General features: G+C 61.5%; 17 protein-coding genes. 5 read left to right on the top strand and 12 right to left on the bottom strand.

Annotated features, from left to right (window positions below; translation table 11 throughout):
* Positions 1 to 150: 150 nt before the first annotated feature.
* The 10 genes from purH to E4P01_RS22375 all read right to left on the bottom strand — a co-directional run bounded on the left by purH (position 151) and on the right by E4P01_RS22375 (position 12072).
* Positions 151 to 1758 (bottom strand): bifunctional phosphoribosylaminoimidazolecarboxamide formyltransferase/IMP cyclohydrolase, encoded by a 1608-nt coding sequence (purH, locus tag E4P01_RS22420; RefSeq protein ID WP_032878113.1) that lies wholly within the window; start codon positions 1756 to 1758, stop codon positions 151 to 153.
* Positions 1759 to 1839: 81 nt separating this feature from the next.
* On the bottom strand, positions 1840 to 2160 hold the full coding sequence (gene fis, locus E4P01_RS22415; RefSeq protein WP_002555375.1) for a DNA-binding transcriptional regulator Fis: 321 nt from the start codon (positions 2158 to 2160) through the stop codon (positions 1840 to 1842).
* Positions 2157 to 3170, bottom strand: a complete 1014-nt coding sequence (gene dusB, locus E4P01_RS22410; protein WP_032878112.1) for a tRNA dihydrouridine synthase DusB — start codon at positions 3168 to 3170, stop codon at positions 2157 to 2159. The genes fis and dusB overlap by 4 nt, the downstream gene beginning before the upstream one ends.
* Before the next feature lie 185 nt (positions 3171 to 3355).
* A complete protein-coding gene (locus E4P01_RS22405) occupies positions 3356 to 4582 on the bottom strand; it encodes a DUF3426 domain-containing protein (protein ID WP_078820184.1) in 1227 nt (408 codons plus the stop codon).
* 30 nt (positions 4583 to 4612) lie between these two features.
* Complete coding sequence (gene prmA, locus E4P01_RS22400; RefSeq protein ID WP_032878110.1) at positions 4613 to 5491, bottom strand: 50S ribosomal protein L11 methyltransferase; 879 nt, start codon at positions 5489 to 5491, stop codon at positions 4613 to 4615.
* Positions 5492 to 5766: 275 nt separating this feature from the next.
* Positions 5767 to 7128 carry an acetyl-CoA carboxylase biotin carboxylase subunit gene (gene accC, locus E4P01_RS22395; protein WP_003188188.1) on the bottom strand — a complete coding sequence of 454 codons (1362 nt, stop codon included), beginning with the start codon at positions 7126 to 7128 and terminating at the stop codon, positions 5767 to 5769.
* Between the two features lie 17 nt (positions 7129 to 7145).
* Entirely contained in the window at positions 7146 to 7610 is a 465-nt protein-coding gene (gene accB, locus E4P01_RS22390; protein WP_003188191.1) for an acetyl-CoA carboxylase biotin carboxyl carrier protein, read from the bottom strand.
* Between the two features lie 24 nt (positions 7611 to 7634).
* A complete protein-coding gene (gene aroQ, locus E4P01_RS22385; protein ID WP_032878109.1) occupies positions 7635 to 8090 on the bottom strand; it encodes a type II 3-dehydroquinate dehydratase in 456 nt (151 codons plus the stop codon).
* A 296-nt stretch (positions 8091 to 8386) separates the two neighbouring features.
* A complete protein-coding gene (locus tag E4P01_RS22380) occupies positions 8387 to 10348 on the bottom strand; it encodes a methyl-accepting chemotaxis protein (RefSeq protein ID WP_248130139.1) in 1962 nt (653 codons plus the stop codon).
* 53 nt (positions 10349 to 10401) lie between these two features.
* Positions 10402 to 12072, bottom strand: coding sequence for a PleD family two-component system response regulator (locus E4P01_RS22375; protein WP_078820186.1), 1671 nt, complete (start codon positions 12070 to 12072; stop codon positions 10402 to 10404).
* Between the two features lie 298 nt (positions 12073 to 12370).
* Between E4P01_RS22375 and E4P01_RS22370 the strand changes: the two genes are divergently transcribed.
* The 4 genes from E4P01_RS22370 to speA all read left to right on the top strand — a co-directional run bounded on the left by E4P01_RS22370 (position 12371) and on the right by speA (position 16587).
* Positions 12371 to 13438: a DUF2333 family protein gene (locus E4P01_RS22370; RefSeq protein WP_003188197.1), complete on the top strand. Its 1068-nt coding sequence runs from the start codon at positions 12371 to 12373 to the stop codon at positions 13436 to 13438.
* A gap of 2 nt (positions 13439 to 13440) precedes the next feature.
* Complete coding sequence (locus E4P01_RS22365) at positions 13441 to 13977, top strand: NUDIX hydrolase (RefSeq protein WP_032878106.1); 537 nt, start codon at positions 13441 to 13443, stop codon at positions 13975 to 13977.
* Between the two features lie 182 nt (positions 13978 to 14159).
* Positions 14160 to 14531 carry a translation initiation factor Sui1 gene (locus E4P01_RS22360; RefSeq protein WP_005784408.1) on the top strand — a complete coding sequence of 124 codons (372 nt, stop codon included), beginning with the start codon at positions 14160 to 14162 and terminating at the stop codon, positions 14529 to 14531.
* Positions 14532 to 14673: 142 nt separating this feature from the next.
* Positions 14674 to 16587 (top strand): arginine decarboxylase, encoded by a 1914-nt coding sequence (gene speA, locus E4P01_RS22355; protein ID WP_005784410.1) that lies wholly within the window; start codon positions 14674 to 14676, stop codon positions 16585 to 16587.
* Between the two features lie 111 nt (positions 16588 to 16698).
* On the opposite strand, the gene E4P01_RS22350 is transcribed toward speA, so the two are convergent.
* Positions 16699 to 18042, bottom strand: coding sequence for an MATE family efflux transporter (locus E4P01_RS22350; protein WP_216090682.1), 1344 nt, complete (start codon positions 18040 to 18042; stop codon positions 16699 to 16701).
* Between the two features lie 237 nt (positions 18043 to 18279).
* Between E4P01_RS22350 and E4P01_RS22345 the strand changes: the two genes are divergently transcribed.
* The gene (locus tag E4P01_RS22345) at positions 18280 to 23178 is read left to right on the top strand and encodes an alpha-2-macroglobulin (RefSeq protein ID WP_216090683.1); all 4899 of its coding nucleotides are present in this window, start codon (positions 18280 to 18282) and stop codon (positions 23176 to 23178) included.
* Between the two features lie 76 nt (positions 23179 to 23254).
* On the opposite strand, the gene E4P01_RS22340 is transcribed toward E4P01_RS22345, so the two are convergent.
* Positions 23255 to 23548 carry a hypothetical protein gene (locus E4P01_RS22340; RefSeq protein WP_005784417.1) on the bottom strand — a complete coding sequence of 98 codons (294 nt, stop codon included), beginning with the start codon at positions 23546 to 23548 and terminating at the stop codon, positions 23255 to 23257.
* Position 23549 lies beyond the last annotated feature (1 nt).

Here is a 23549-nt window from a genome sequence, read left to right as displayed (position 1 = left end):
CCTCGGATGAAGCAAATTCTGTGAGGCGCCGCAAGTGCGCTTTATGTGGGAGGGGGCTTGCTCCCGATTGCGGTGTATCAGTCAAATAATCAACCTGCTGAAATACCGCTATCGGGAGCAAGCCCCCTCCCACATTTCGATCGAGTGGGATCAGTGGCGGAAGTGGCGCATACCGGTGAAGACCATGGCGATGCCGGCTTCATCAGCAGCGGCAATCACTTCTGCATCACGCATCGAGCCGCCCGGTTGGATCACGGCAGTAACACCGGCTTTCGCGGCGTTATCCAGGCCATCACGGAACGGGAAGAATGCATCGGAAGCCATTACCGAACCCACCACCTGCAAACCGGCGTGTTCTGCCTTGATCGCGGCGATACGCGCCGAGTTCACACGGCTCATCTGGCCGGCGCCGACACCGATGGTCTGGCGGTTCTTGGCGTAGACGATGGCGTTGGATTTAACGTACTTGGCGACTTTCCAGGCAAAGATCAAATCGTTGATCTCTTGCTCGGTCGGGGCGCGTTTGGTCACCACTTTCAAGTCCTGGCTGCCGATCATGCCGATGTCGCGGCTCTGTACCAGCAAGCCGCCATTGACGCGCTTGTAGTCCCAGGCAGCGGCGCGGTCGGCCGACCACTCGCCGCAGGCCAGCAGGCGCACGTTGGCTTTGGCGGCGACAATGGCGCGGGCTTCTTCGCTGACGCTTGGCGCGATGATCACCTCGACGAACTGGCGCTCGACGATCGCCTTGGCGGTCTCGGCATCCAGCTCGCGGTTGAAGGCAATGATGCCGCCGAACGCAGATTCGGTATCGGTGGCGTAGGCCAGTTCGTACGCCTGGCGGATACCGCCTTCAGCGTCCGGGCTCACGGCCACGCCGCACGGGTTGGCGTGCTTGACGATCACGCAGGCCGGTTTGACGAAGCTCTTCACGCATTCCAGCGCGGCGTCGGTATCGGCCACGTTGTTGTAGGAAAGTTCTTTGCCTTGCAGCTGGGTCGCGGTGGCAATGCCCACTTCGGCAGGCTTGGCTTCCACGTAGAACGCCGCGCTCTGGTGCGGGTTCTCGCCGTAGCGCATTTCCTGGGCCTTGATGAACTGGCTGTTGAAGGTGCGCGGGAACTGGCTGCGACCTTCTGTGCTCAAGGTGTCAGCCGCTTGGTTCACGGTGCCCATGTAGTTGGCGATCATGCCGTCATAGGCTGCGGTGTGTTCGAACGCCTTGAGCATCAGGTCGAAACGCTGGGCGTAGGTCAGGCCACCGGCTTTCAGGTTTGCCAGCACGTTGGCGTAGTCGCTGGCGTTGACCACGATGGCCACGTCTTTGTGGTTCTTGGCCGCCGAGCGCACCATGGTTGGGCCCCCGATATCGATGTTCTCGATGGCGGTGGGAAGGTCGCAGCCTGGCTTGTTGATGGTGGCTTCGAATGGGTAGAGGTTAACGGCCACCAGGTCGATCGGCTTGATGCCGTGCTCGGTCATGATGGCGTCGTCGATGCCGCGACGGCCGAGGATGCCGCCATGGATTTTCGGGTGCAGGGTCTTGACGCGACCGTCCATCATTTCTGCGAAACCGGTGTAGTCCGCGACTTCTACTGCGGCCACGCCGTTGTCCTGCAGCAGTTTGAAGGTCCCGCCCGTGGAGAGGATTTCCACACCCAGGGCTTCCAGCTCCCGGGCAAATTCGAGGATCCCGGTCTTGTCGGAAACACTGATCAAGGCGCGGCGGATCGGCAGGCGGGTAGTCTGGTCGGTCATTTCAATTTCCATCAAAAGCAAAGGAGTCAGCAAAAAAGGCGACCGGTTTTACGCGGGCGCCTTTCTGGTTTGATTGAATGCTTACAGCAAATCGTACTGCTTGAGCTTTTTGCGCAAGGTGCCACGGTTGAGGCCCAGCAGCTCACTGGCTTTGGTCTGGTTACCCTTGACGTAATTCATCACGCTTTCGAGCAAGGGCGCCTCGACTTCGGAGAGCACCAGGTTGTACACGTCCGTGACGGAAGCACCCTCAAGGTGGGCGAAATAATTGTGCAGCGCTTTCTCGACACTCCCGCGAAGGGTCTGGCCTTCTTCGCTGGGCGTGTTGAGGTGCTGTTTCAAATTGACGTTGTCGCTCACGGGTGTTGTTCCACTCACTAAAGTCTCGGTCATCATCGTCATGCGGCCACCCCTTTTCCATCCCCTGTTCCCAGGCTCTTGTCACGTTCGGCGAAGAACTCACGAACGGTGGCGACCTGTGCCTGCGTTTCATCCAAACGATTGAACTGAGCGCGAAATTCCTTGGCGCCCGGCAAGGTGGCGAGATACCAGCCGACATGCTTGCGAGCAATGCGTACGCCCATCACATCCCCATAGAAGGCGTGCAGGGCGGCCAGATGCTCCAGCAGAATACGTTCCACTTCGACCAACTCCGGCGCCGGCAAGACTTCACCAGTGCGCAGGAAATGCTCGATCTCGCGAAAAATCCACGGTCGCCCCTGGGCGGCCCGGCCAATCAACAATCCGTCGGCACCGGTTGCGTGCAGCACACGCCGGGCTTTCTCGGCGCAGTCGATGTCGCCATTGGCAAATACCGGCATCGACACGGCCTGCTTGATCGCGGCAATGGTGTCGTACTCGGCTTCACCGGTATAAAGGTCGGCGCGGGTACGGCCATGCACCGCCAGCGCTGTAATCCCGGCCTGTTCAGCGATCTTTGCCACTGTGAGGCCATTTTTGTTGTCCCGGTCCCAACCGGTACGAATCTTCAGGGTCACCGGCACATCGACTGCGCCAACGACGGCCTGCAGGATCTCGGCGACCAACTGCTCATCTTTCAACAGGGCGGAACCGGCGGCCTTGTTGCAGACCTTCTTGGCCGGGCAGCCCATGTTGATATCAATGATCTGTGCACCCAGCTCCACATTGGCCCGGGCCGCATCCGCCAGCATCTGCGCATCACCCCCGGCGATCTGTACCGAGCGTGGCTCGGGATCACCTTCGTGGATCATGCGCATCCGCGATTTGCGGGTGTTCCACAAACTCATGTCGCTGGTAACCATTTCAGAGACTACTAGACCCGCGCCCAAACGCTTGCACAGCTGACGAAAGGGCTGATCGGTGACACCCGCCATCGGGGCGAGGATCAAGCCGTTCTGCAATGTATATGGGCCGATGCGTACCGCCGACATAGGACTTCCCTGTTGTGGGGCCGGATCATTAGAGTTCGAAAAAGGGTTGGCATGATACCCGCTCTCGATGACGGGTTAAAGGCTGAATTGGATAAAATCTGAACAGTTATTTTTTTATCGCCACCGGTTTGGTTGACGTCGGTCAAGTCAATAATCCGCCGTCAAACCTCTTCGGGCGTGCCGTTTCACTCGGGCGAGTGGAAGCTCAGGCTGTAGTTCACGGCTTTGTTGCCGGGATCAAGGATGTCCAGGGAAATGTGGATCGGTGTCTGCGAAGGCATTTCGCTGACGCCAGCCAACTCGCCGCTCAGATACTCGGCGGGTTTGAAGCGACGACTGGCGATCAGGCTGCCGTTCAAATCTGCAAAACGCAGTTCCAGCAGCGGGAACGGCTGGGAAAAGGTCGCGCGGTTATAGAGAATTGCATCCACCACCAGCGCACCGGCGAACTCCGGGTGGCTGCGTACCACCAGGTTGCTGCTCTTGATATGGGCGATGTCGACCCGCGATGGCACGGAGCAACCCAATTTCGGGCACAGCTGCTGGAACCACGGACGGTAGGCGTCCTGACGGGCCAGTTCGTCGAATTGGTAGGCGATGTACTGGCCTGCCAGGCCGGCGGCGGCGATCAGCACCAGCAGGATCCAGATCAGGCGGCGGCCCCAGCCCGACGGACGTTTCTGCGCATAGAGGTGCAGCGGGTCGTCTTCAAGGTCCTGGAGCACGGCGTCGTGCACGCTGGCCTCGGTGCGTGGGCGTTTACGCCGTGATTGCGGGCGTTCATCGGCTTCTTCTGCCGCTGGGGTCAGGGGCGTGAAGGGCGGGTCGGGCTCGTCGTCATGCAGGGGCGAGAGCAGGGTTGGCTCGTCGTCGATGGTTTCGCTGTGCAGCGACATGGACGGTTCGGTGCGCTGCCGGGTATTGCTTGGTTCAGGCTCGTCTTCGTCGCTGTCTGCGCGCTCTTGCGCGGGCTCGCTGAACAGGCTGGCGGCCCATTGTTCTTCCTCGGCCTTGACCGTGTCGCGGCTGGCGCTGAGGGTGTCTTCCTTGTGCCGACGATCGGTGCCGGGTTGCCGACGCTCCGCGCCCTGGGGTTGAGTGTGCTGAATCTCGCGGCGCTCGAGCTTGGCCAGTTCTTCGTCCAGGTCCAGGTTGTCCAGGTCCAGCTCCTGGGCTGTCCACTGTTTCTGGCTGATGGCTCGCGGGGGGGCAGGCGTTGGCTCAACCACAGCGGCCAGTTCAGGTTCGGCTGCCGACACTTGGGCGCGCTGCTCCAGCAACTGGCGAGCGGCGTTGAACACTTGCAGGCACGAGCCGCAGCGCACCACGCCACGGGCCACGCTCAACTGAGCGTGGTTGACACGGAAGCGGGCTTGGCAATGCGGGCACTGGGTGACGAAACTGTCGGTCATGCGGCCATCCGATTCAGACAAGCGCTCATTCTAGCGCCGACGACCGCTGATGCGTACCCAGCCATCACGGTTGGCGATCGGGTCCAGCTCGAAATCCCTGGCGTAGGCCGCAGCCACTTCTTCACCTTGCTCGGCGAGGATACCCGACAGCGCCAGGCGCCCACCCGGCTTGACCAGGCTCGACAGTTGCGGTGCCAGCGACACCAGCGGCCCGGCGAGGATATTGGCGACCAGTACATCGGCCTGTACCTGGGGCAGATCTTCAGGCAGATAGAGTGGGAATTTGCCTTCAGCGATGTTATTACGCCCGGCGTTATCGCGGGAGGCTTCCAGGGCCTGCACGTCGATATCGGTGCCCACGGCCTCCTTGGCGCCCAGCAGCAGCGCGGCAATCGCCAGGATCCCGGAGCCGCAGCCGAAGTCCAGTACGTTGCTGTCGGTCAGGTCCTGGCCGTCCAGCCATTCCAGGCACAGGGCGGTGGTGGGGTGGGTGCCGGTGCCGAACGCCAGGCCCGGGTCCAGCAGCAGGTTGACGGCGTCTGGCTCGGGAGCAGCGTGCCAGCTTGGCACGATCCACAGGCGCTGGCCGAAGCGCATGGGCTGGAAGTTATCCATCCAGCTGCGTTCCCAGTCCTGGTCTTCGATGACTTCGCTGTGATGCTCGGGCAGCGGGCCGCCGGTGAGCAGTTCCATATGGGCCAGTACGGCGGCGGCATCGGTGCCGTCTTCGAACAGGGCCAGCAGGTGGGTGTGGGACCACAGCGGCGTGGTGTTGAGTTCCGGCTCGAAGATCGGCTGGTCTTCGGCGTCCATGAAGGTCACCGACACAGCGCCCACTTCGAGGAAAGCGTCTTCGTAGGTTTCGGCTTGTTCTGGGCTGATGGCGAGACGGACTTGCAGCCAAGGCATGGCGGGCACCTTTGAAAAAATGAATGTGCAGCGAGTAGGCCGCGAAAGCGCGCAAGTTTACGCGAGCGGGCAGCATAAGACGACATTACTGAATGAATGCGGACCAAATGTGGGAGGGGGCTTGCCCCCGATAGCGGTGGATCAGTTACAGATACTGAGGCTGACACACTGCAATCGGGGGCAAGCCCCCTCCCACATTTGTACTGTGTATGGCCTGAAAGCTGGGGGGCAGAAACAACAAAGCCGCCCGAAGGCGGCTTTGTTGGGTGGAGCACTTACTGGTTGGCCAGCTTGTGTTCCAGGTAGTGAATGTTCACACCACCCTCGCAGAAGCCCTCATCGCGAACCAGGTCCCGATGCAGCGGGATGTTGGTCTTGATGCCGTCGACCACGATTTCGTCCAGGGCGTTGCGCATACGGGCCATGGCCTCGTCGCGGGTCGCGCCCCAGGTGATCAGCTTGCCGATCAGCGAGTCGTAGTTGGACGGAACCTTGTAGCCGCTGTACAGGTGCGAATCCACACGTACGCCGTTGCCGCCGGGCGCGTGGAAATGCTTGACCAGGCCAGGGCTTGGGATAAAGGTTTTCGGGTCTTCGGCGTTGATGCGGCACTCCAGGGAGTGGCCGTGCATCTTCACGTCGTCCTGGGTGAAGGACAGCACGTTACCTGCGGCGATGCTCAGCATCTCCTTGACGATGTCGATACCGGTGACCATCTCCGAAACCGGATGCTCTACCTGCACACGAGTGTTCATCTCGATGAAGTAGAAGCGACCGTTCTCGTAGAGGAACTCGAAGGTACCGGCGCCACGGTAGTTGATGTCGATGCACGCCTTGACGCAGCGTGCCAGGACTTCCTGGCGGGCTTTTTCGTCGAGGCCCGGTGCCGGGGCTTCTTCCAACACTTTCTGGTGACGACGTTGCAGCGAGCAATCGCGGTCACCCAGGTGGATGGCGTGGCCCTGGCCGTCGGACAGCACCTGGACTTCCACGTGACGTGGGTTGGTCAGGTATTTTTCCAGGTAGACCATCGGGTTGCCGAACCAGGCGCCCGCTTCGGAGCGGGTCTGCTTGGCGGCTTCGATCAGGTCTTCTTCCTTGTGCACCACGCGCATACCGCGACCACCACCGCCACCGGCGGCCTTGATGATCACCGGGTAACCGACTTCGCGACCAATGCGCAGAGCGGTTTCCTCGTCTTCAGGCAGTGGGCCGTCGGAGCCTGGAACGGTCGGCACGCCCGCTGCAATCATGGCGTCCTTGGCCGAGACCTTGTCGCCCATCAGGCGAATGGTTTCGGCTTTGGGACCGATGAAGGCAAACCCGGATTTTTCCACCTGTTCGGCGAAGTCGGCGTTTTCCGCGAGGAAGCCGTAGCCCGGGTGGATGCCATCAGCGCCGGTCACTTCTGCGGCAGCGATGATGTTCGAGACTTTCAGGTACGAGTTCGTGGCCAGTGGCGGGCCGATGCAGATGCTTTCGTCCGCCAGTTTCACGTGCATCAATTCGGTATCGGCCGTCGAGTAAACAGCGACGGTCTTGATGCCCTCTTCCTTACAGGCGCGCAGGATACGCAGCGCGATCTCGCCGCGGTTGGCGATCAGGACTTTTTGCAGTTTCTTCGCAGGTTTCAACATCGAAGGCGCTCCGCGGTTCAAACGATGGTGAACAGCGGCTGGTCGTACTCAACCGGCTGACCGTTTTCTACCAGGATGGATTCAATGACGCCGGCTTTTTCAGCGGTGATGTGGTTCATCATCTTCATCGCTTCAACGATGCAGATGGTGTCGCCCACTTTCACGGTCTTGCCTACTTCAACGAAGGCTGGCGAGGTCGGTGCCGGGGTGCGGTAGAAAGTACCGACCATTGGCGACTTGACCACGAAGCCGTTCAACGCTGGTGCGGCTGGGGCAGCAGGGGCTGCGGCAGCGGCTGGAGCGGCGGCAGGGGCGGCAGCGGCAGGAGCCGGTGCTTGCATCTGCGGTGCGTAGAACTGTTGGGCCGGGGTCTTGCTGTGACGGCTGATCCGTACGGACTCTTCGCCTTCCTTGATTTCCAGCTCGTCGATACCGGATTCTTCCAGCAGTTCGATCAGTTTCTTAACTTTACGGATATCCATGAATCATCAACTCCCAAGGGTCGGTCAGGGGCGTTTAGCCTGTTCTTCAACGTGTTCCAGGGCGGCCTCCAGGGCCAGTCGGTAACCGCTGGCGCCAAGGCCGCAGATCACTCCTACCGCTACATCGGAGAAGTAAGAGTGATGGCGGAAAGCTTCGCGTTTGTGCACGTTCGATAAATGCACTTCGATGAATGGGATGCTCACCGCCAGCAGCGCGTCACGTAATGCAACGCTTGTATGCGTAAAAGCGGCGGGATTGATCAGGATAAAGTCCACGCCTTCGTTACGCGCGGCGTGGATGCGATCAATCAATTCATACTCGGCATTGCTTTGCAGGTAGAGCAGATGGTGGCCGGCTTCACGGGCCCGTCTTTCCAGGTCGAGGTTGATCTGGTCGAGGGTCACTGCCCCGTAGACGCCCGGTTCGCGGGTGCCAAGCAGGTTCAGGTTGGGTCCATGAAGAACCAGTAAGGTCGCCATCGGCTGTTCCTTGTTATTGGTAGGGGGGCGGCAGAACCCGGCGACTATGCCGCAAAGCCTTTGTGACTGTCCAGTTCTATGCAGTAGCCAGCACGATTAGCGAGGATTGCGCGAAATTTGTGACTGTGGCCCGGAATCCGGTCATGCTGAACACGGTCTTGAATCCACTGAAGATCAAATGTGGGAGGGGGCTTGCTCCCGATAGCGGTGGATCAGCTACAGGTATTGAGACTGACACACTGTAATCGGGAGCAAGCCCCCTCCCACATTTGATCTCCATAGGGCGGGAGAGCGGGTCAGACGCGGAAGGCTTGTACGGCAGTGTTGAGTTGCCCTCCGAGCACCAACAGGTGCTCACCCTGGCTACGGCCCTGGCCTATGCGCAGCAAGTTATCCTCACCCAGCTGGTGAATCCGCTCACTGTTATCGCGAATCTCACTCACGGCCCCACTCTGCTGCGCAGTCACATCGGCAATGCGTACCGCCGTCTCGGAAATCGTCTGGATCGCGCCGACGATTTCATCCAGCGCACCATCTGCTGCCTGGGCTTGCTGGGCGGTGGCTTCGGCGTGTTCAACCTGGGCGCGCATGCCTTGTACCGATTGATGGGCGGCGGTTTGCAGGCCGGCGATCAGGCCCTGGATTTCGGCAGTAGCGCCAGCGGTGCGCTGGGCCAGGGAACGGACTTCGTCGGCCACCACCGCGAAGCCGCGTCCGGCTTCACCGGCGCGAGCCGCCTCGATAGCGGCATTGAGCGCCAGCAAGTTGGTCTGCTCGGCAATCGAGCGAATCACGGTCAGCACGCCGCCGATGGTGGCGGATTCCTCCGCGAGTTTCTCGATCATCTGCGCATTTTGCTGCACTTCGTCCACCAAGGCGTGCAACCCGGTCAGGCTCAGGCCGATTACGCGCTGGCCTTGCTCCACAGCAAAGCCTGCACTGCGACTGGCGCCGGCAGCCTGGCTGGCATCCCCGGCCACTTGCTGGATGGTGGCTTCCAGTTCACCCAGGGAGTCACGGATTTGCGCGGTGTCGCCGGCCTGACGCTCGGCGCCGTCGTGCAGGCCGCTGCTCAGTTCGGCGAGGGCGCGGCTGCTGCCGGCCACTGCTTCGGCATTCCCGCGAATAGTGCCTACCAGGCCCACCAGATAGGCGCGCAGGCGGTTCAGGGAGGCTTCGATAGCGTGCAGTTCATGGTTGGTCTTGCCCAGGGCTATCGGCTGGCTGAAATTACCTTCGGCCCAGGTCGACAAGGCCGGTGCCAGATTGGTCAGCACCCGTGCCAGGCGCCGTTGCAGCGTGTCGATCAGCAGTGCGATCAACAGGATCAGGCCGATCATCACGCCTTGCAGCACACGCACCTCGCCCTGGATTCTGGCGTGCTGTGCACGCACTACCGGCTCCAGGCCGGCGATGGCCTGTTGCACGTTGGCGATCTTCAGGTGGGTGGCAGCGGCGAGGTCGGCGCGCTGCTGGATCTGCTCGCGGGTGCGCTTGAGTTCGGCGGGGTAGCGGGTCAACAGGCTGTTGAGCTCGCGCTTGAGGTCGACGCCGGTGTCCTGGGCTGCGGTTTTTTCGGTGTTTTCCAAGCCCATCAACGCGGAGAAATCGTCAGCGTTGGATTCGGCGCTGGCCTTTACCCCAAGCAATGGCAACTGCGCCAACAGGTCGGCCTGGGTGCGCATGGTGGCAATCTCGCGCTCCACCTCGTCGGCCAGCTCGGCGCGGCCGCTGCTCACCAGCTTGTCGCGGGCCAGGGACAGTTTGCCCAGATGCTGCGAGGCGGTCAGCAGGGGAGGCAGGTAGCGTGCTGCGTCTGTGGAGTTGACGCCGCTGGCGTACTGGCTCAGTTGCTCCAGGTTTGCGCCCAGTTCGCGCTCGGCCTGAACCAACAGTGCTTGCGGGTCGCCGGCCAGCTTGCCTGCCGCCAGCAGGTCGGTCTTACTGAAGGTTTCCAGGTCCGCCAGGCTGGGGTGCAGGGTTTGCGCTAACTCGGCCGGCAATTGCGCGAGTTGCTGCAACAGACTCTCCAGGCTTTGACTGGCGCTGCTCAGGCGCAGGGCATCGCCGCTGGCCAGGTAGTCGTCGATATTGCGCGCTGCCTGGTTTTGAAAACCCTGGGACAGGCCCAGGTAGCGCTCCATTAATAAATAAGGCCGCTCCAGCGCCCGTTGCGACCACCACAGCGTCGCCCCGAGGGCCAGGCATACGGCCACCAGCAGAAGGGTATTGAGATTGGTCAGCAGCTTGAGGCGCATGCGGGGTTTCAACCGACGGCAAAAGATAAGTGCCTGAAGTTATTGCGCTTGCGTTACAGAGTTATGACCGATTCGGTGGATTCCGGTGAAAAGATGGCACTTTGCTTTGATGCGCGCGCGGCTTGCACGCGGTTGCGTCCGGCGTCCTTGGCAAGGTATAGCGCTTCGTCAGCCTGGGCGGCCATCGTCAGGCTGTCGCACCCGTCACACAACTCCACCAGGCCGGCACTGAAGGTGCACCACAAATCCTGCGGTTGGGCGGGGTAGTGGATTTCTGCAAAGCGCCGCCGAATGTCGTCCAGTACCTTGCAGGCCGATTCCACGTCGGTGTCGGGCATCACGATGGCAAACTCTTCACCGCCATAACGGCCGATGTAGTCGGTCTTGCGCAGGCGCTGCTTGAGAAACAGCGCCAGGCTCTTGATCACCCGGTCGCCCATGGGGTGGCCGTGGCTGTCATTGACACGTTTGAAGTGGTCGATATCCAGCATCGCAAAGCTCAATGGCTTGTTCTCGCGGCGGGCGCGAAAGCTGCAGTCTTCGAGCAATTGCAGGATATGCGTATGGTTGTACAGCCCGGTCAGGCTGTCGCGCACCATCCGCGCCTTCAAGTTGCGCGCACGCGCTGCGCGGTTGCGCACGGTGGTGATCAGGTGGCGCGGCTTGATCGGTTTGGTCAGGAAGTCATCGCCGCCTTCGCTCATCGCGTCCAGCTGTTTGTCCAGGTCGTCTTCGGCCGACAGGTAGATGATCGGCACGCTGACGTAACGGTCGTTGTGGCGAATCACCTTGGCCAGTTCGGTGCCGGTACAGGCGGGCATATACATGTCGAGGATGATCAGGTCGGGCTGGAAATCCGCCAGTTCGGCCATGGCCTGGATCGGTTCGATCAAGGTGCGCGTGACAATCCCGGCGCTGTTGAGCAGGCGCTCGGTGTGCAGCGCCTGGGCCCGCGAGTCGTCAATGATCAGCACTTTGTACGGTTCGTACTGGGCAACGCAGGTCAGCACTTCGATCTTTTCCAGAAGGCTCGAAGCCTCCAGCGTGCCGGTCAGGAACTCCTCACCTCCGGCGCGCACGGCGGCCAGGCGCGTGGGCGTGTCGGTTTCGTGCAGGCTGAAAAACAACAGCGGCAGCTTTTGCTCCAGGCCCTCCTGGGCTTGCGCGGCGAGGGTGAGGCCCAGGCCGGGGCCGCAAAAGTCCACGTCCATGACGATGGCTGACGGCAGGCGCTCGGCCATGGCCGTGTGAAAAGCCGAGACGCTGTCCAGGGATTGGGCACTCAGGCCAAAGAATTCCAGCTGCTTGGCCAGGCGCTCGGCGCGGTCGTGGTCGGCCAGCATCACGTAGATCGGTTTGCGCATCGGTGGCAGCAGGGTTTGCTCAAGCTGGTCACCCTGACGCAGGCCGGTGCGCGACAGGCGCTGCATCAAGCGGTTGAGTTCGGTGATCAGTTGGCTGCTCAAACGGCCACGGTTTTCGTCCACCGCCTGGAGAGTTTGGCCAATATGCTGGGCCAGTTGGCGGTGTTCGGGCTGTTCAAAACGCTCGGCGAAGCGCTGCAGGCGCAGGTTGGCTTCGCTGAGTTCGGAAAAGTCGGCGTTCGACCATTCGCCGCGTTGCAGGCGCTGCCAGATCTCAAGAATTTGACGTGCCTGATGAATTACCCGCTGGGCAAAATGCTGCTTGAGACGCTCGCGGCTAGGGTCTTCTGACTCGGTCATATCCTGACTACTGTGAGGGTGCATGCTGAGGTCGACTGATGGCTCTATGCTAGCACCTCTTTTCTGTTGCATGAGTGTCATACGTCAATTAAGTCTGCGTGCCGGATATTCAGTTATTGACCCGCGGGTCGCGCAGCGTAAAAAGCGTGCATCCTTTATAGTCCAACCTTGCTTGTGCGCCACTTTCGCGTAAAAGCCCCGCAACGATGGGCACGATGGGGTAGGGTTGTGGTCGGAGTGTCTGAACGCACCCGGACAATTGACGTGCATGAACTCAAGTGATTGAAAGGATATCGCCATGCTGGACTGGAAAAACCGTGAAGGCAGTGCCAAAGGCCCCGCCCCTGAGCCCAAGTCGGCCAACCGCAGCTATTTTCGCAACTTGCTGATGAGCCGGGCTTTGCTCAGCATTATCGGCCTGTACCTGCTGGTCACCGGTGGCCTGGGTTGGTACTGGAGCCAGGAGCCGGCGCTGTTTCCGGTCCAGCAGAACGCCCAGCTTGCCGCCGAGAAGGAAGGCAAGCAGATGGTCGTGGGCTACACCACGGTCGAAACCCTCAAGACCGTGGTCGGCACCTTGCTGAACAAGCCTGGCGGCTACATCTCCAACGACCGTTTCCCGCCGGGCTTGTGGATGGACAACATGCCGAGCTGGGAATATGGCGTGCTGGTGCAGGTGCGTGACCTGACCCGCGCACTGCGCAAAGACTTCGCTCGCTCCCAGTCGCAGTCGGCTGAAGACGCGGACCTGGCCAAGGCCGAACCGCGGTTTAACTTCGATAACAAGAGCTGGGTGCTGCCTTCGAGCGAGTCGGAATACCAGGAAGGCATCAACTCCCTGAGCCGCTACGAAGCGCGCCTGTCTGACCCGAACCAGCGCGGCGCACTGTTTTACGCGCGTGCCGACAACCTGAACAACTGGCTGGGCGATGTGGCGACCCGTCTGGGCTCGCTGTCCCAGCGCCTGTCGGCCAGCGTCGGCCGCGTCAAACTGAACACCGCGCTTAAAACCGAGGCGCTGGCGCCGGGCGAAGTGCCGCAAGTCGATGAAGAAGTGGTGGAAACCCCATGGATGCAGATCGATAACGTGTTCTACGAAGCCCGTGGCCAGGCATGGGCCTTGTCCCATCTGCTGCGCGCCATCGAAGTCGACTTTGCCGACGTGCTGGCCAAGAAAAACGCCACCGTCAGCGTGCGCCAGATCATTCGTGAGCTGGAGGCCTCGCAGGAGCCGGTGTGGAGTCCTATGATTCTTAACGGCAGTGGCTTCGGGGTACTGGCGAACCATTCGTTGGTGATGGCCAACTATATTTCCCGGGCAAACGCTGCAGTGATCGACTTGCGTCAGCTCCTCAACCAGGGTTGATGATGGACGCTACTCAAAAGGAGGCCGAACACCGTGCGGCCTCCGATGCTGAACTGATCTGCTGGGTCGACGAGCAGGACAAGCTGCTCGGCCACCTGGTCAGGTCCGACCTGCGCCAGCGCGGCCTGATTGGCCGTTGCACCTTTATCTTTCTGTTCAATTCCAAGGGCGAGCTGTGTGTGCATCGGCGCACCTTGAGCAAGGCCCTGTATCCGGGGTTTTGGGATACGGCGGCTGGCGGTATGGTGGCGGCGGGGGAAAGCTATGCCCTGTCGGCACAGCGAGAATTGGCCGAAGAACTGGGCGTAAGTGGAGTGGAGTTGGTCGAGCACGATCATTTTTACTTTGAAGATGGTGACAGCCGCCTGTGGTGCACTTCCTACTCTGCCGTATGGGACGGCCCGTTGTGTTTGCAGCCTGAAGAGGTCATGGAGGCACGCTTTCTGCCCCTCGAAACGGTGCTTGCCGAGGCCGAGCAAAAGCCCTATTGCCCGGATGCTCAAGAAGGTCTGCGGCGCTATCTCGCCTCACGTCGCTAAAGTTGCATAAATTGGCGCCATTTGGCTCTTAGCAACTTCGCTTTTTGCCGTTACACTGCGCGCCTTTTCACCCGAACCACATTAGCGGTTCGGTAGCGCTGCCCCTGCCTGAGTGGGGCTTCGCGGTCGGTCACCGCCCTTTGCGGCGCCGATCAGTCTTCATCCTCCCAAGAGGATTGCCGGTGGCCAAAAAAGCCGCATCCTTCGCCGCCCTTGGTGGCCTGGTATTTTCCACCGACGCAGGTCGACACTGCCCGGACTGTCGTCAGCCCGTGGATTCGTGTACCTGCAAACAGACCCTGATCCCCGAAGGCGATGGCATTGCCCGCGTACGCCGCGAGAGCAAAGGCCGTGGCGGCAAAACGGTGACCACCATCACCGGCGTGCCCCTGGCCGAAGATGCCCTCAAGGAGCTGGCCACCACGCTGAAAAAGCGCTGCGGCACCGGTGGTGCGTTGAAAGACGGGGTCATCGAGATTCAGGGTGATCACGTCGAACTGCTGTTGGCCGAGTTGATCAAGCTCGGTTACAAGGCCAAGAAGTCCGGTGGCTGAAAGCCTCTTCCCAACCTGTGGCTAAACTCTGTCCTGCGAGTGGGGTCTGACCTTCTTGCAGGCAAATCGTCATTTTCATTCTTTAGACTGCGCCAGCCTCCGCTTGAGGTGGCGCCTTCGCCTTCATTTATAGGGGACTTCGATGTCCGTACGACGCACACGCAAAGACGATGGCAGCCAATGGACAGTTGCGGACAGCCGCAGTGTTTACGGGATCCGCCATTGGGGGGCCGGTTATTTCGCGATCAATGAAGCCGGTCGCGTAGAAGTCCGCCCCAACGGTCCGAACAGCACGCCGGTCGATTTGTACGAGCAGGTCGATCAACTGCGTAAAAGCGGCCTGTCGTTGCCGCTGCTGGTGCGTTTCCCCGACATTCTGCAAGACCGTGTACGCCAACTCACCGGCGCCTTCGATTCGAATATCGAACGCCTGGAATACCAGAGCAAGTACACCGCGTTGTACCCGATCAAGGTGAACCAGCAGGAAGCGGTGATCGAGAACATCATCGCCACCCAGAACGTTTCCATCGGCCTGGAAGCGGGCTCCAAGCCCGAGCTGCTGGCCGTGTTGGCCCTGGCGCCGAAGGGTGGCACGATCGTCTGCAACGGTTACAAGGACCGCGAGTTCATCCGCCTGGCGTTGATGGGTCAGAAGCTTGGTCACAACGTATTTATCGTGATCGAGAAAGAATCCGAGGTCGGGCTGGTGATCGAAGAGGCCGCCAGCCTCAAGGTCAAGCCTCAGGTGGGTCTGCGTGTGCGCCTGTCTTCCCTGGCATCGAGCAAGTGGGCGGACACTGGTGGCGAGAAATCCAAGTTCGGCTTGTCGGCGGCGCAGTTGCTGTCGGTGGTCGAGCGTTTCCGCGCGGCCGGCCTGGACCAGGGCATCCGCCTGCTGCACTTCCACATGGGTTCGCAGATCGCCAACCTGGCCGACTACCAGCACGGGTTCAAGGAAGCTATTCGTTACTATGGCGAACTGCGCAACCTCGGCCTGCCGGTGGACCACATCGACGTCGGCGGCGGCCTGGGCGTGGACTACGACGGTACCCACTCGCGTAACGCCAGCTCGATCAACTACGACATGGACGACTACGCCGGCGTGGTCGTGGGCATGCTCAAGGAATTCTGCGATGCGCAGAGCCTGCCGCACCCGAACATCTTCTCTGAAAGCGGTCGCTCCCTGACCGCCCACCACGCCATGCTGGTGGTGCAAGTCACTGACGTCGAGAAGCACAACGACGAAATCCCGACCATTGAAAACAAGGAAAGCCTGCCGGAAACCGTGCAATGGCTGGTGGACCTGCTCGGTCCGACCGACATCGAAATGGTCACCGAAACCTACTGGCGCGCCACCCACTACATGAGCGACGTGGCCACCCAGTACGCCGACGGCAAACTGACCCTGGCCGAAAAAGCCCTGGCCGAACAGTGCTACTTCGCCGTGTGCCGCCGCCTGCACAACTCGTTGAAAGCCCGCCAGCGTTCGCATCGCCAGGTGCTGGACGAACTCAACGACAAGTTGGCCGACAAGTACATCTGCAACTTCTCGGTGTTCCAGAGCCTGCCGGACACCTGGGCCATCGGCCAGGTCCTGCCGATCCTGCCGCTGCACCGCCTCGACGAAGAGCCGCTGCGCCGTGCCGTGCTGCAAGACCTGACCTGCGACTCCGACGGCAAGATCAAGCAGTACGTCGACGAGCAGAGCATCGAGACCAGCCTGCCGGTGCACGGCTTGAACGAAGGTGAAGACTACCTGTTGGGTATCTTCCTGGTCGGCGCGTATCAGGAGATCCTGGGCGACATGCACAACCTGTTCGGTGACACCGACTCGGTGAACATCTACCAGCGTGAAGACGGTTCGGTGTACAGCGCCGGGATCGAGACCCACGACACCATCGAAGACATGCTGCGCTATGTGCACTTGTCGCCGGAGGAGTTGATGACGCATTACCGCGACAAGTGTGCGAGTGCGAAGATCTCCGCGTCGGAGCGTACCCAGTTCCTGGATGCGTTGCGCCTGGGCTTGACCCGTTCTTCGTACCTGTCCTCGTAATATATGTGGGAGGGGGCTTGCTCCCGATAGCGGTGGATCAGTCAATGAGTCTGTTGACTGACACTCAGCTATCGGGAGCAAGCCCCCTCCCACATTTGGATCTGCATTCCTTCAGTTTGCTCCCAGCCACAGCCCTTGCCGATTCAAGCGCCAGGCGATCGCCCACAGCGTCAAACTGCGCACCGCCATGAACAGCAGGAAGGTTATCCACAACCCGTGGTTACCCAACCCCTGCAACGCCCAGGCAATCGGCAGCACCAACAGCACCGTCAGCAACATCCCATTGCGCATCTCCCGCGCCCGCGTTGCGCCGATAAACAGTCCATCGAGCAAATAACTCCACACCGCTATCAACGGCAGTACCGCCAGGTAAGGCAGGTAGATGTCGGCGGTTTCGCGCACACTGGGAATATCCGTTTGCATAGCGATAAACAGATGGCCGCCGAAGGTGAACAACAGGGCGAAACCGATGCTGGCGATCAGCGACCAGCCGCAGGCAACCACCAGCGAGCGGCGCAACGCCTGGCGGTCATGGGCGCCAATGGCGTGCCCGCACAGGGCTTCGACGGCGTGAGCCAGGCCATCCAGCGCATGGGCCGTCAGCAACAGGCCATTGAGCAGCAAGGCATTGGCGGCGACCGTGGCATCCCCCAGCCGTGCGCCTTGCACCGTGATCATGAAGAACACCGACTGCAGGGCCAGGCTGCGGATAAAAATGTCGCGGTTGACCGCCAGCAACGGCCTCCAGCTTTGCCACAGTTTCAGTGCAGCCCAGGCGATATGGCCAGGGTAGGCGCGCAGGGCTTTTTGCGTAAGTGCCAGGCCGAGCAGCGCGCCGGTCCATTCAGCGATCACCGAGGCGCGGGCGGAGCCGACCACGCCCCAGTCCAGGCCGAGTACAAACCACAGGTTAAGCGCAATGTTGACCAGGTTGGTGGTCAGCAGAATCGCCAGCGGCGCCCGCGCATTCTGTGTGCCGAGGAACCAACCGACCAGCGCATAGCTGGCAAGGGCGGCGGGCAGGCCGAACAGGCGGGTGTGGAAGAATTCGCGGGTCAGTTGGTTCAGTTCAGGGGAGGGCTGCATCCATTCCAACGCCAGATGGCTCAGGGGAATACCGACCGTGCCCAGTAACATCGCCAGCCCCAGCGCCAGCAGCAAGCCTTGCAACAGGATTTGCCGCAGCGCCGCGCCATCCTTGCGCCCGGCGGCCTGGGCGGCGAACCCGGTGGAGCCCATGCGTAGGAAACCCATGGCCCAGGCCAGGAAGGTATACAGGCTGGCACCGACGGCCACGGCGCCCAGTTGGTGGGCGTGTGGCAGGTGGCCGATGACCATGCTGTCGACCAGGGCTACCAGTGGCACGGAGATATTCGACAGGATCATCGGCGCGGCCAGGGCCCAGACGCGGCGATGGGTGGGGCGGTGGCGCCAGTCGGCAAGCAGGGCGGTCATGAAGGCTCCTTGGTGGAGCAGCATTGTACCCGCCCACCCATCACGCCGCAGATCCAATGTGGGAGGGAGCAAGCCCCCTCCCACATTTTGATCTGCATTGTTTGTGGGATTTGGTTTAGCCCGGAAGGCACCCAGAACCAAACTTCCCTCCGTCGGTCAATGTGACCGGCACCGCAGCAGCCAGCGCGGCGCTGATATATAGTTCACCCCTCGGTTCCCTCTGACTACGAGTGCCCCATGCTTAACAAAGGACTGTTCCTCGCTTGCGCGCTGGCCCTGCTGAGCGCCTGTGATTCTTCCGATAAGCCCGCTGCACCGACGGCGCCCGCCGCGGCAAGCGTAGCGCCCAAACCCGCCAAGGCAGCGGTCGACGTGGCGGCGTTGAAGCAGCGCTATGCCGGGCGCGAGTTAAGCGTGGTGGACGTGTCCGAGGTGCAGTTGGACGGGGCCAGCACCTTGTCGGTGAGTTTTTCCATTCCTCTGGACCCGGATCAGAAGTTCGCCGACAAGCTGCACTTGGTGGACAGCAAGTCCGGCAAGGTCGATGGCGCCTGGGAGCTTTCCGATAACTTGATGGAGTTGCGCCTGCGCCACCTGGAGCCGCAGCGCAAGTTGGTGCTGACGGTGGACGCCGGGGTAAAGGCGGTCAACGACAACACACTCGCCGCCGAATACAGCGCCCGCCTGGAAACCCGTGACCTGCAAGCCACCGTGGGCTTTGCCAGCCGTGGCACGTTGCTGCCGACGCGCCTGGCCGAGGGCTTGCCGGTGATCGCGCTGAACGTCGACAAGATCGATGTTGAGTTCTTCCGCATCAAGCCCGAATCCCTGCCGTCGTTCCTGGCGCAGTGGGGGCGCAATACCAGTCTGCAAAGCTATGAGTCCCGTGAACTGCTGCCAATGGCCGAGCTGATCTACGGTGGGCGTTTCGACCTGAACCCGGCACGCAACACTCGCGAAACCCTGCTGCTGCCGATTGCCGGCCTCAAGCAATTGCAGCAGCCGGGCGTGTACCTGGCGGTGATGCGTGCCTCGGGCACCTACAACTATTCGCAACCGGCCACGCTGTTTACCTTGAGTGACATCGGCCTGTCGGTGCACCGTTATGCCAATCGCCTGGATGTGTTTACCCAAGCGTTGGAAGGCGGCAAGGCACTGAACGGCGTCGAACTGGAAATCCTCGATGCCGAAGGCCGCGTACTCGGCCAGGGCAAGACTGAAGACGGTGGTCACGCCGAGCTGCCGCTGCCGAAAAAAGCCCAGGTGTTGCTGGCCAAACAAGGCGAGCAGACCAGCCTGTTGCGCCTGGACAGCGCCGCGCTGGATTTGGCCGAGTTCGATATCGGCGGGCAGCCGTCCCACCCGCTGCAGTTCTTTGTGTTCGGCCCGCGTGACCTGTATCGCCCTGGCGAAACCGTGCTGCTCAATGCGCTGTTGCGCGACAAGGATGGCAACGCGGTCAAACCGCAGCCGGTGAGCGTCGAGGTGCGTCGTCCGGATGAACAGGTGAGCCGCAAGTTTGTGTGGGATGCTGATGCCTCCGGCCTGTATCAATACGCGCTGCAACTGGCCGGCGAAGCACCGACCGGGCGCTGGCAGTTGGTATTTGACCTGGGTGACGGCAAGCCGCAACTGTATGAATTCCTCGTCGAAGACTTCCTGCCCGAACGCCTGGCACTGGAACTCAAGGGCAGTGAAACCGCACTGAGCCCGGCGGAGAACCCGGTCATTCAGGTCAATGGGCGCTATCTGTACGGCGCACCGGCATCCGGCAATCGGGTCAGCGGCCAGGTCTATGTGCGCCCGCTGCGTGAGGCGGTCAAATCCTTGCCGGGGTACCAGTTCGGTTCCGTCACTGAAGAAGAGCTGAGCCAGGATTTCGAACTGGACGAAAGCGTACTCGACGCCAACGGCGAGCAAGCGCTGACCCTGGAAAGCAAATGGGCCGAGGCCAAATCCCCGTTGCAACTGATTGTGCAAGCCAGCCTGCAAGAGTCCGGCGGGCGGCCCATCACCCGACGCCTGGTGCAGCCGATCTGGCCGGCCGAGCAATTGCCGGGCCTGCGCGGGTTGTTTGACGGCAAGGAAACCAATGGCGATGGCCCGGTGGAATTCGAAGTGCTGGTGGCCAACCAGGACGGTCAGAAACTAGCTGCGCAAAACCTCAAGGTGCGCCTGGTGCGTGAGCGCCGTGACTACTACTGGAACTACTCGGAGAACGATGGCTGGAGCTATCACTTCAACGAGAAATTCCTCAACCTCGATGAGCAGAGCCTGAACATCAAGGCCGGCGACACCGCCAAGGTCAGCTTCCAGGTGGAGTGGGGCCCGTACCGTGTCGAGGTGGAAGACCCGCAGACCGGACTGGTCAGCAGCGTGCGCTTCTGGGCCGGCTACCAGGCCCAGGACAACACCGAAGGCGGCGCCGTGCGCCCCGACCAGGTCAAGCTGGCGTTGGATAAACCGGCCTATGGCGATGGCGACACCGCCAATGTCACCGTCACGCCACCGGCTGCCGGTAAAGGCTACCTCTTGGTGGAATCCGCCGAAGGCCCGCTGTGGTGGCAGGAGATCGACGTACCGGCCGAAGGCAAAAGCTTTGCGGTGAAGCTCGACCCGAAATGGTCGCGCCATGATCTGTATGTGAGCGCCCTGGTGATTCGCCCCGGCGAGCGCAAAGCCAATATCACCCCCAAACGTGCCGTGGGCCTGTTGCACCTGCCGCTGGATCGTACCCAGCGCAAACTCGGCCTGACCCTCACTGCACCGGAAAAAATGCGCCCCAAACAACCTCTGACGGTGAAGATCGCCGCCAAAAACGCCGATGGCAGCGTGCCCCAACAGGTGCATGTGCTGCTGGCGGCGGTGGATGTGGGCATCCTCAATATCACCGAATACCCCACGCCTGATCCGTATTCCAGCCTGTTCGGCCGCAAAGCCTATGGCGTCGACCAGTTCGACATCTACGGCCAGTTGATCGAAGCCGGCCAGGGGCGCCTCGCCAGCCTGGCATTTGGCGGTGACGCGGCGTTGGCCAAAGGCGGCAAGCGCCCGGACACCAGCGTGACCATCGTTGCCCTGCAAAGCGCGCCGGTGACCCTGAACGACAAAGGCGAGGGCGAAGTCAGCGTCAATATCCCCGACTTCAACGGCGAACTGCGCCTGATGGCCCAGGCCTGGAGCGATGATCGCTATGGCATGGCCGAGGGCAAGACGGTCATCGCCGCACCGCTGATTGCCGAACTCTCGGCGCCGCGCTTCCTGGCCGGAGGCGACCAGACCACCTTGGCCCTGGACCTCTCCAACCTGTCGGGCAAGGCGCAGAAACTCGATGTGCAATTGACCGCGCAAGGGCAGTTGGAACTGGTCAACGGCGGCGCGCAATCGGTTGAGCTCAAGCAAGGCCAGCGCACCACCCTGCGTATTCCGGTAAAAGCCTGGGGCGGTCTCGGCCAGGGCAAGGTCAAGGTCACCGTCAATGGCCTGGACCTGCCGGGGGAAAACCTGCCGCCGTTCAGCCGCGAATGGACCCTGGGCGTGCGCCCGGCGTACCCGGCCTTGCTCAAGCATTACCGGGCTGTGCTCAAGGATCAGCCGTGGAGCCTGCCGGCGGGCACGCTCGATCAGTTCGATGCCTCGGGGCGTGAGGCGCTGTTGAGCCTGTCGAGCCGGCCGCCGTTGAACCTTGGTGCACAGATCAGTGCGCTCAAGGCCTACCCCTATGGCTGCCTGGAACAAACCGCCAGTGGCTTGTACCCGTCGCTGTATGCCGACGATGCGCTGCTCAAGCGCCTGAGCATCAAGGGCGAACCGGATGCCGAGCGCAAGCGCAAGATCGAGTTGGGCATCGAACGCCTGCTGGGGATGCAGCGCTACAACGGCAGCTTTGGCTTGTGGGGCGCTGACGGCGAGGAAGAGTATTGGCTGACCGCCTATGTCACCGACTTCCTGCTGCGCGCCCGCGACCAGGGGTTTGCCGTACCGCCTGAAGCCTTGAAGAAGGCCAGCGAGCGGCTGCTGCGGTATGTGCAGGAACGCAACCTGATTGAAGTCGACTACAGCGACAACGCCGAGCACACGCGTTTTGCCGTACAGGCCTACGCCGGCATAGTGCTGGCGCGCAGTCAGCAGGCGCCGTTGGGTGCCTTGCGCAGCCTGTTCGAACGCCGCAGTGATGCGCGCTCCGGCTTGCCATTGGTGCAGTTGGCCATCGCCTTGCAAAAAATGGGCGACCAGCCGCGTGCCGATCAAGCCTTGCTCGCCGGTTTGGCGGCGCAGCGCAGTGCCAAGGAATGGCTGGCCGACTACGGCAGCCCATTGCGCGATCAGGCGATGATCCTGGCGCTGCTGGAGGAAAACGACTTGGCCAAGGGCAAACGTGAAGAGCGCCTGTTTACCTTGTCGGACCAGTTGGCGGCCAGCCCGTATCTGTCGACTCAGGAGCGCAACTCGCTGTTCCTGGCCGGGCGGCTCGGCTTCGCCAAGCCCGAGGCTGACTGGCAGGTGTCGCTGACCGGCAGTGGCGGGGCGCGGGAGCTGAACAACCAGCAGTCCACGCTGCAACTGGATGAAAAGCTGCTATCCAGCGACCTGAGCCTGAGCAATCAGGGCCAGACCCCCGTTTACCAGCAGCTGACTATTTCAGGTTACCCACAACTGCCACCGGCAGCGGGCGGCGAGAACCTGAGCATTCGCCGCGAATACCTGGGCATGAACGGCCAGCCGTTGAACCTGCGCAGCCTCGACAGCGGCGACCTGGTGCTGGTGCACCTGGCCGTCAGTGCCAAGCAGCGCGTGCCGGATGCCCTGGTGGTAGACCTGCTGCCCGCCGGCCTGGAACTGGAAAACCAAAACCTGGCACAAAGCGCGGCGAGCCTGGAGAACGCCAGCAGCCAGGTGAAGGAGTGGCGCGAGTCGATGCAGAATGCATCGCTCAAGCATCAGGAGTTCAGGGATGATCGCTATGTGGCGGCGATGAACCTGGACGGCTACGGCACCACGCACTTGCTGTACCTGGCACGTGCGGTGACGCCTGGCACCTATCGCGTGCCGCCGCCGCAAGTGGAGTCGATGTATCGGCCGAACTGGCAGGCGGTGGGCGAGACACCGGGGGATATGGTGATCAAGGGCCGCTGATCGCTGAAGTTGAAGTGGTGGCTCTTGTGGGAGGGGGCTTGCTCCCTCCCACAAGGGATTGGGGCTGTCAGATAAATCAGTGCACAACCCAGCTCAGCAACCACAGGCCCAGCAGCAGCCAGATGATGCCCACGATGATCGAGGCCCGCATAAAGGCGCGTACCGCCGAGTACAAGAAGAGCAACCCGACGATCAGGGTGATGATGCTGATGATCGAGGTGTCCATGCCCAAGGTGCGCGACAAGCCATCGATAAAGTTGCCGCCAGCGTGGGTCAAGGCCCCGAACAACCCGCTCAGGCCATCGACGATAAAGCGGATGACGGAGCCGAGCGCCTGGCCCAACCATTCGAAAAAGCTTTCTACCTGCATG

Source organism: Pseudomonas sp. NCIMB 10586, assembly GCF_023127895.1.
GTDB classification, from domain to species: Bacteria; Pseudomonadota; Gammaproteobacteria; order Pseudomonadales; family Pseudomonadaceae; genus Aquipseudomonas; species Aquipseudomonas synxantha_A.
The sequence above is the reverse complement of the archived record's forward strand: the minus strand, read 5'-3'. Positions and strand labels throughout refer to the sequence as shown.

What these genes read in the sequence shown, in the direction of transcription:
- E4P01_RS22405 (WP_078820184.1), bottom strand. Translation starts at nt 4,582, where the DNA reads ATGACCGACAGTTTCGTCACCCAGTGCCCGCATTGCCAAGCCCGCTTC.
- E4P01_RS22365 (WP_032878106.1), top strand. Translation starts at nt 13,441, where the DNA reads ATGGACGCTACTCAAAAGGAGGCCGAACACCGTGCGGCCTCCGATGCT.
- E4P01_RS22345 (WP_216090683.1), top strand. Translation starts at nt 18,280, where the DNA reads ATGCTTAACAAAGGACTGTTCCTCGCTTGCGCGCTGGCCCTGCTGAGC.
- purH (WP_032878113.1), bottom strand. Translation starts at nt 1,758, where the DNA reads ATGACCGACCAGACTACCCGCCTGCCGATCCGCCGCGCCTTGATCAGT.
- prmA (WP_032878110.1), bottom strand. Translation starts at nt 5,491, where the DNA reads ATGCCTTGGCTGCAAGTCCGTCTCGCCATCAGCCCAGAACAAGCCGAA.
- accB (WP_003188191.1), bottom strand. Translation starts at nt 7,610, where the DNA reads ATGGATATCCGTAAAGTTAAGAAACTGATCGAACTGCTGGAAGAATCC.
- E4P01_RS22350 (WP_216090682.1), bottom strand. Translation starts at nt 18,042, where the DNA reads ATGACCGCCCTGCTTGCCGACTGGCGCCACCGCCCCACCCATCGCCGC.
- accC (WP_003188188.1), bottom strand. Translation starts at nt 7,128, where the DNA reads ATGTTGAAACCTGCGAAGAAACTGCAAAAAGTCCTGATCGCCAACCGC.
- E4P01_RS22340 (WP_005784417.1), bottom strand. Translation starts at nt 23,548, where the DNA reads ATGCAGGTAGAAAGCTTTTTCGAATGGTTGGGCCAGGCGCTCGGCTCC.
- dusB (WP_032878112.1), bottom strand. Translation starts at nt 3,170, where the DNA reads ATGTCGGCGGTACGCATCGGCCCATATACATTGCAGAACGGCTTGATC.
- E4P01_RS22375 (WP_078820186.1), bottom strand. Translation starts at nt 12,072, where the DNA reads ATGACCGAGTCAGAAGACCCTAGCCGCGAGCGTCTCAAGCAGCATTTT.
- E4P01_RS22370 (WP_003188197.1), top strand. Translation starts at nt 12,371, where the DNA reads ATGCTGGACTGGAAAAACCGTGAAGGCAGTGCCAAAGGCCCCGCCCCT.
- E4P01_RS22380 (WP_248130139.1), bottom strand. Translation starts at nt 10,348, where the DNA reads ATGCGCCTCAAGCTGCTGACCAATCTCAATACCCTTCTGCTGGTGGCC.
- aroQ (WP_032878109.1), bottom strand. Translation starts at nt 8,090, where the DNA reads ATGGCGACCTTACTGGTTCTTCATGGACCCAACCTGAACCTGCTTGGC.
- speA (WP_005784410.1), top strand. Translation starts at nt 14,674, where the DNA reads ATGTCCGTACGACGCACACGCAAAGACGATGGCAGCCAATGGACAGTT.
- fis (WP_002555375.1), bottom strand. Translation starts at nt 2,160, where the DNA reads ATGACGATGATGACCGAGACTTTAGTGAGTGGAACAACACCCGTGAGC.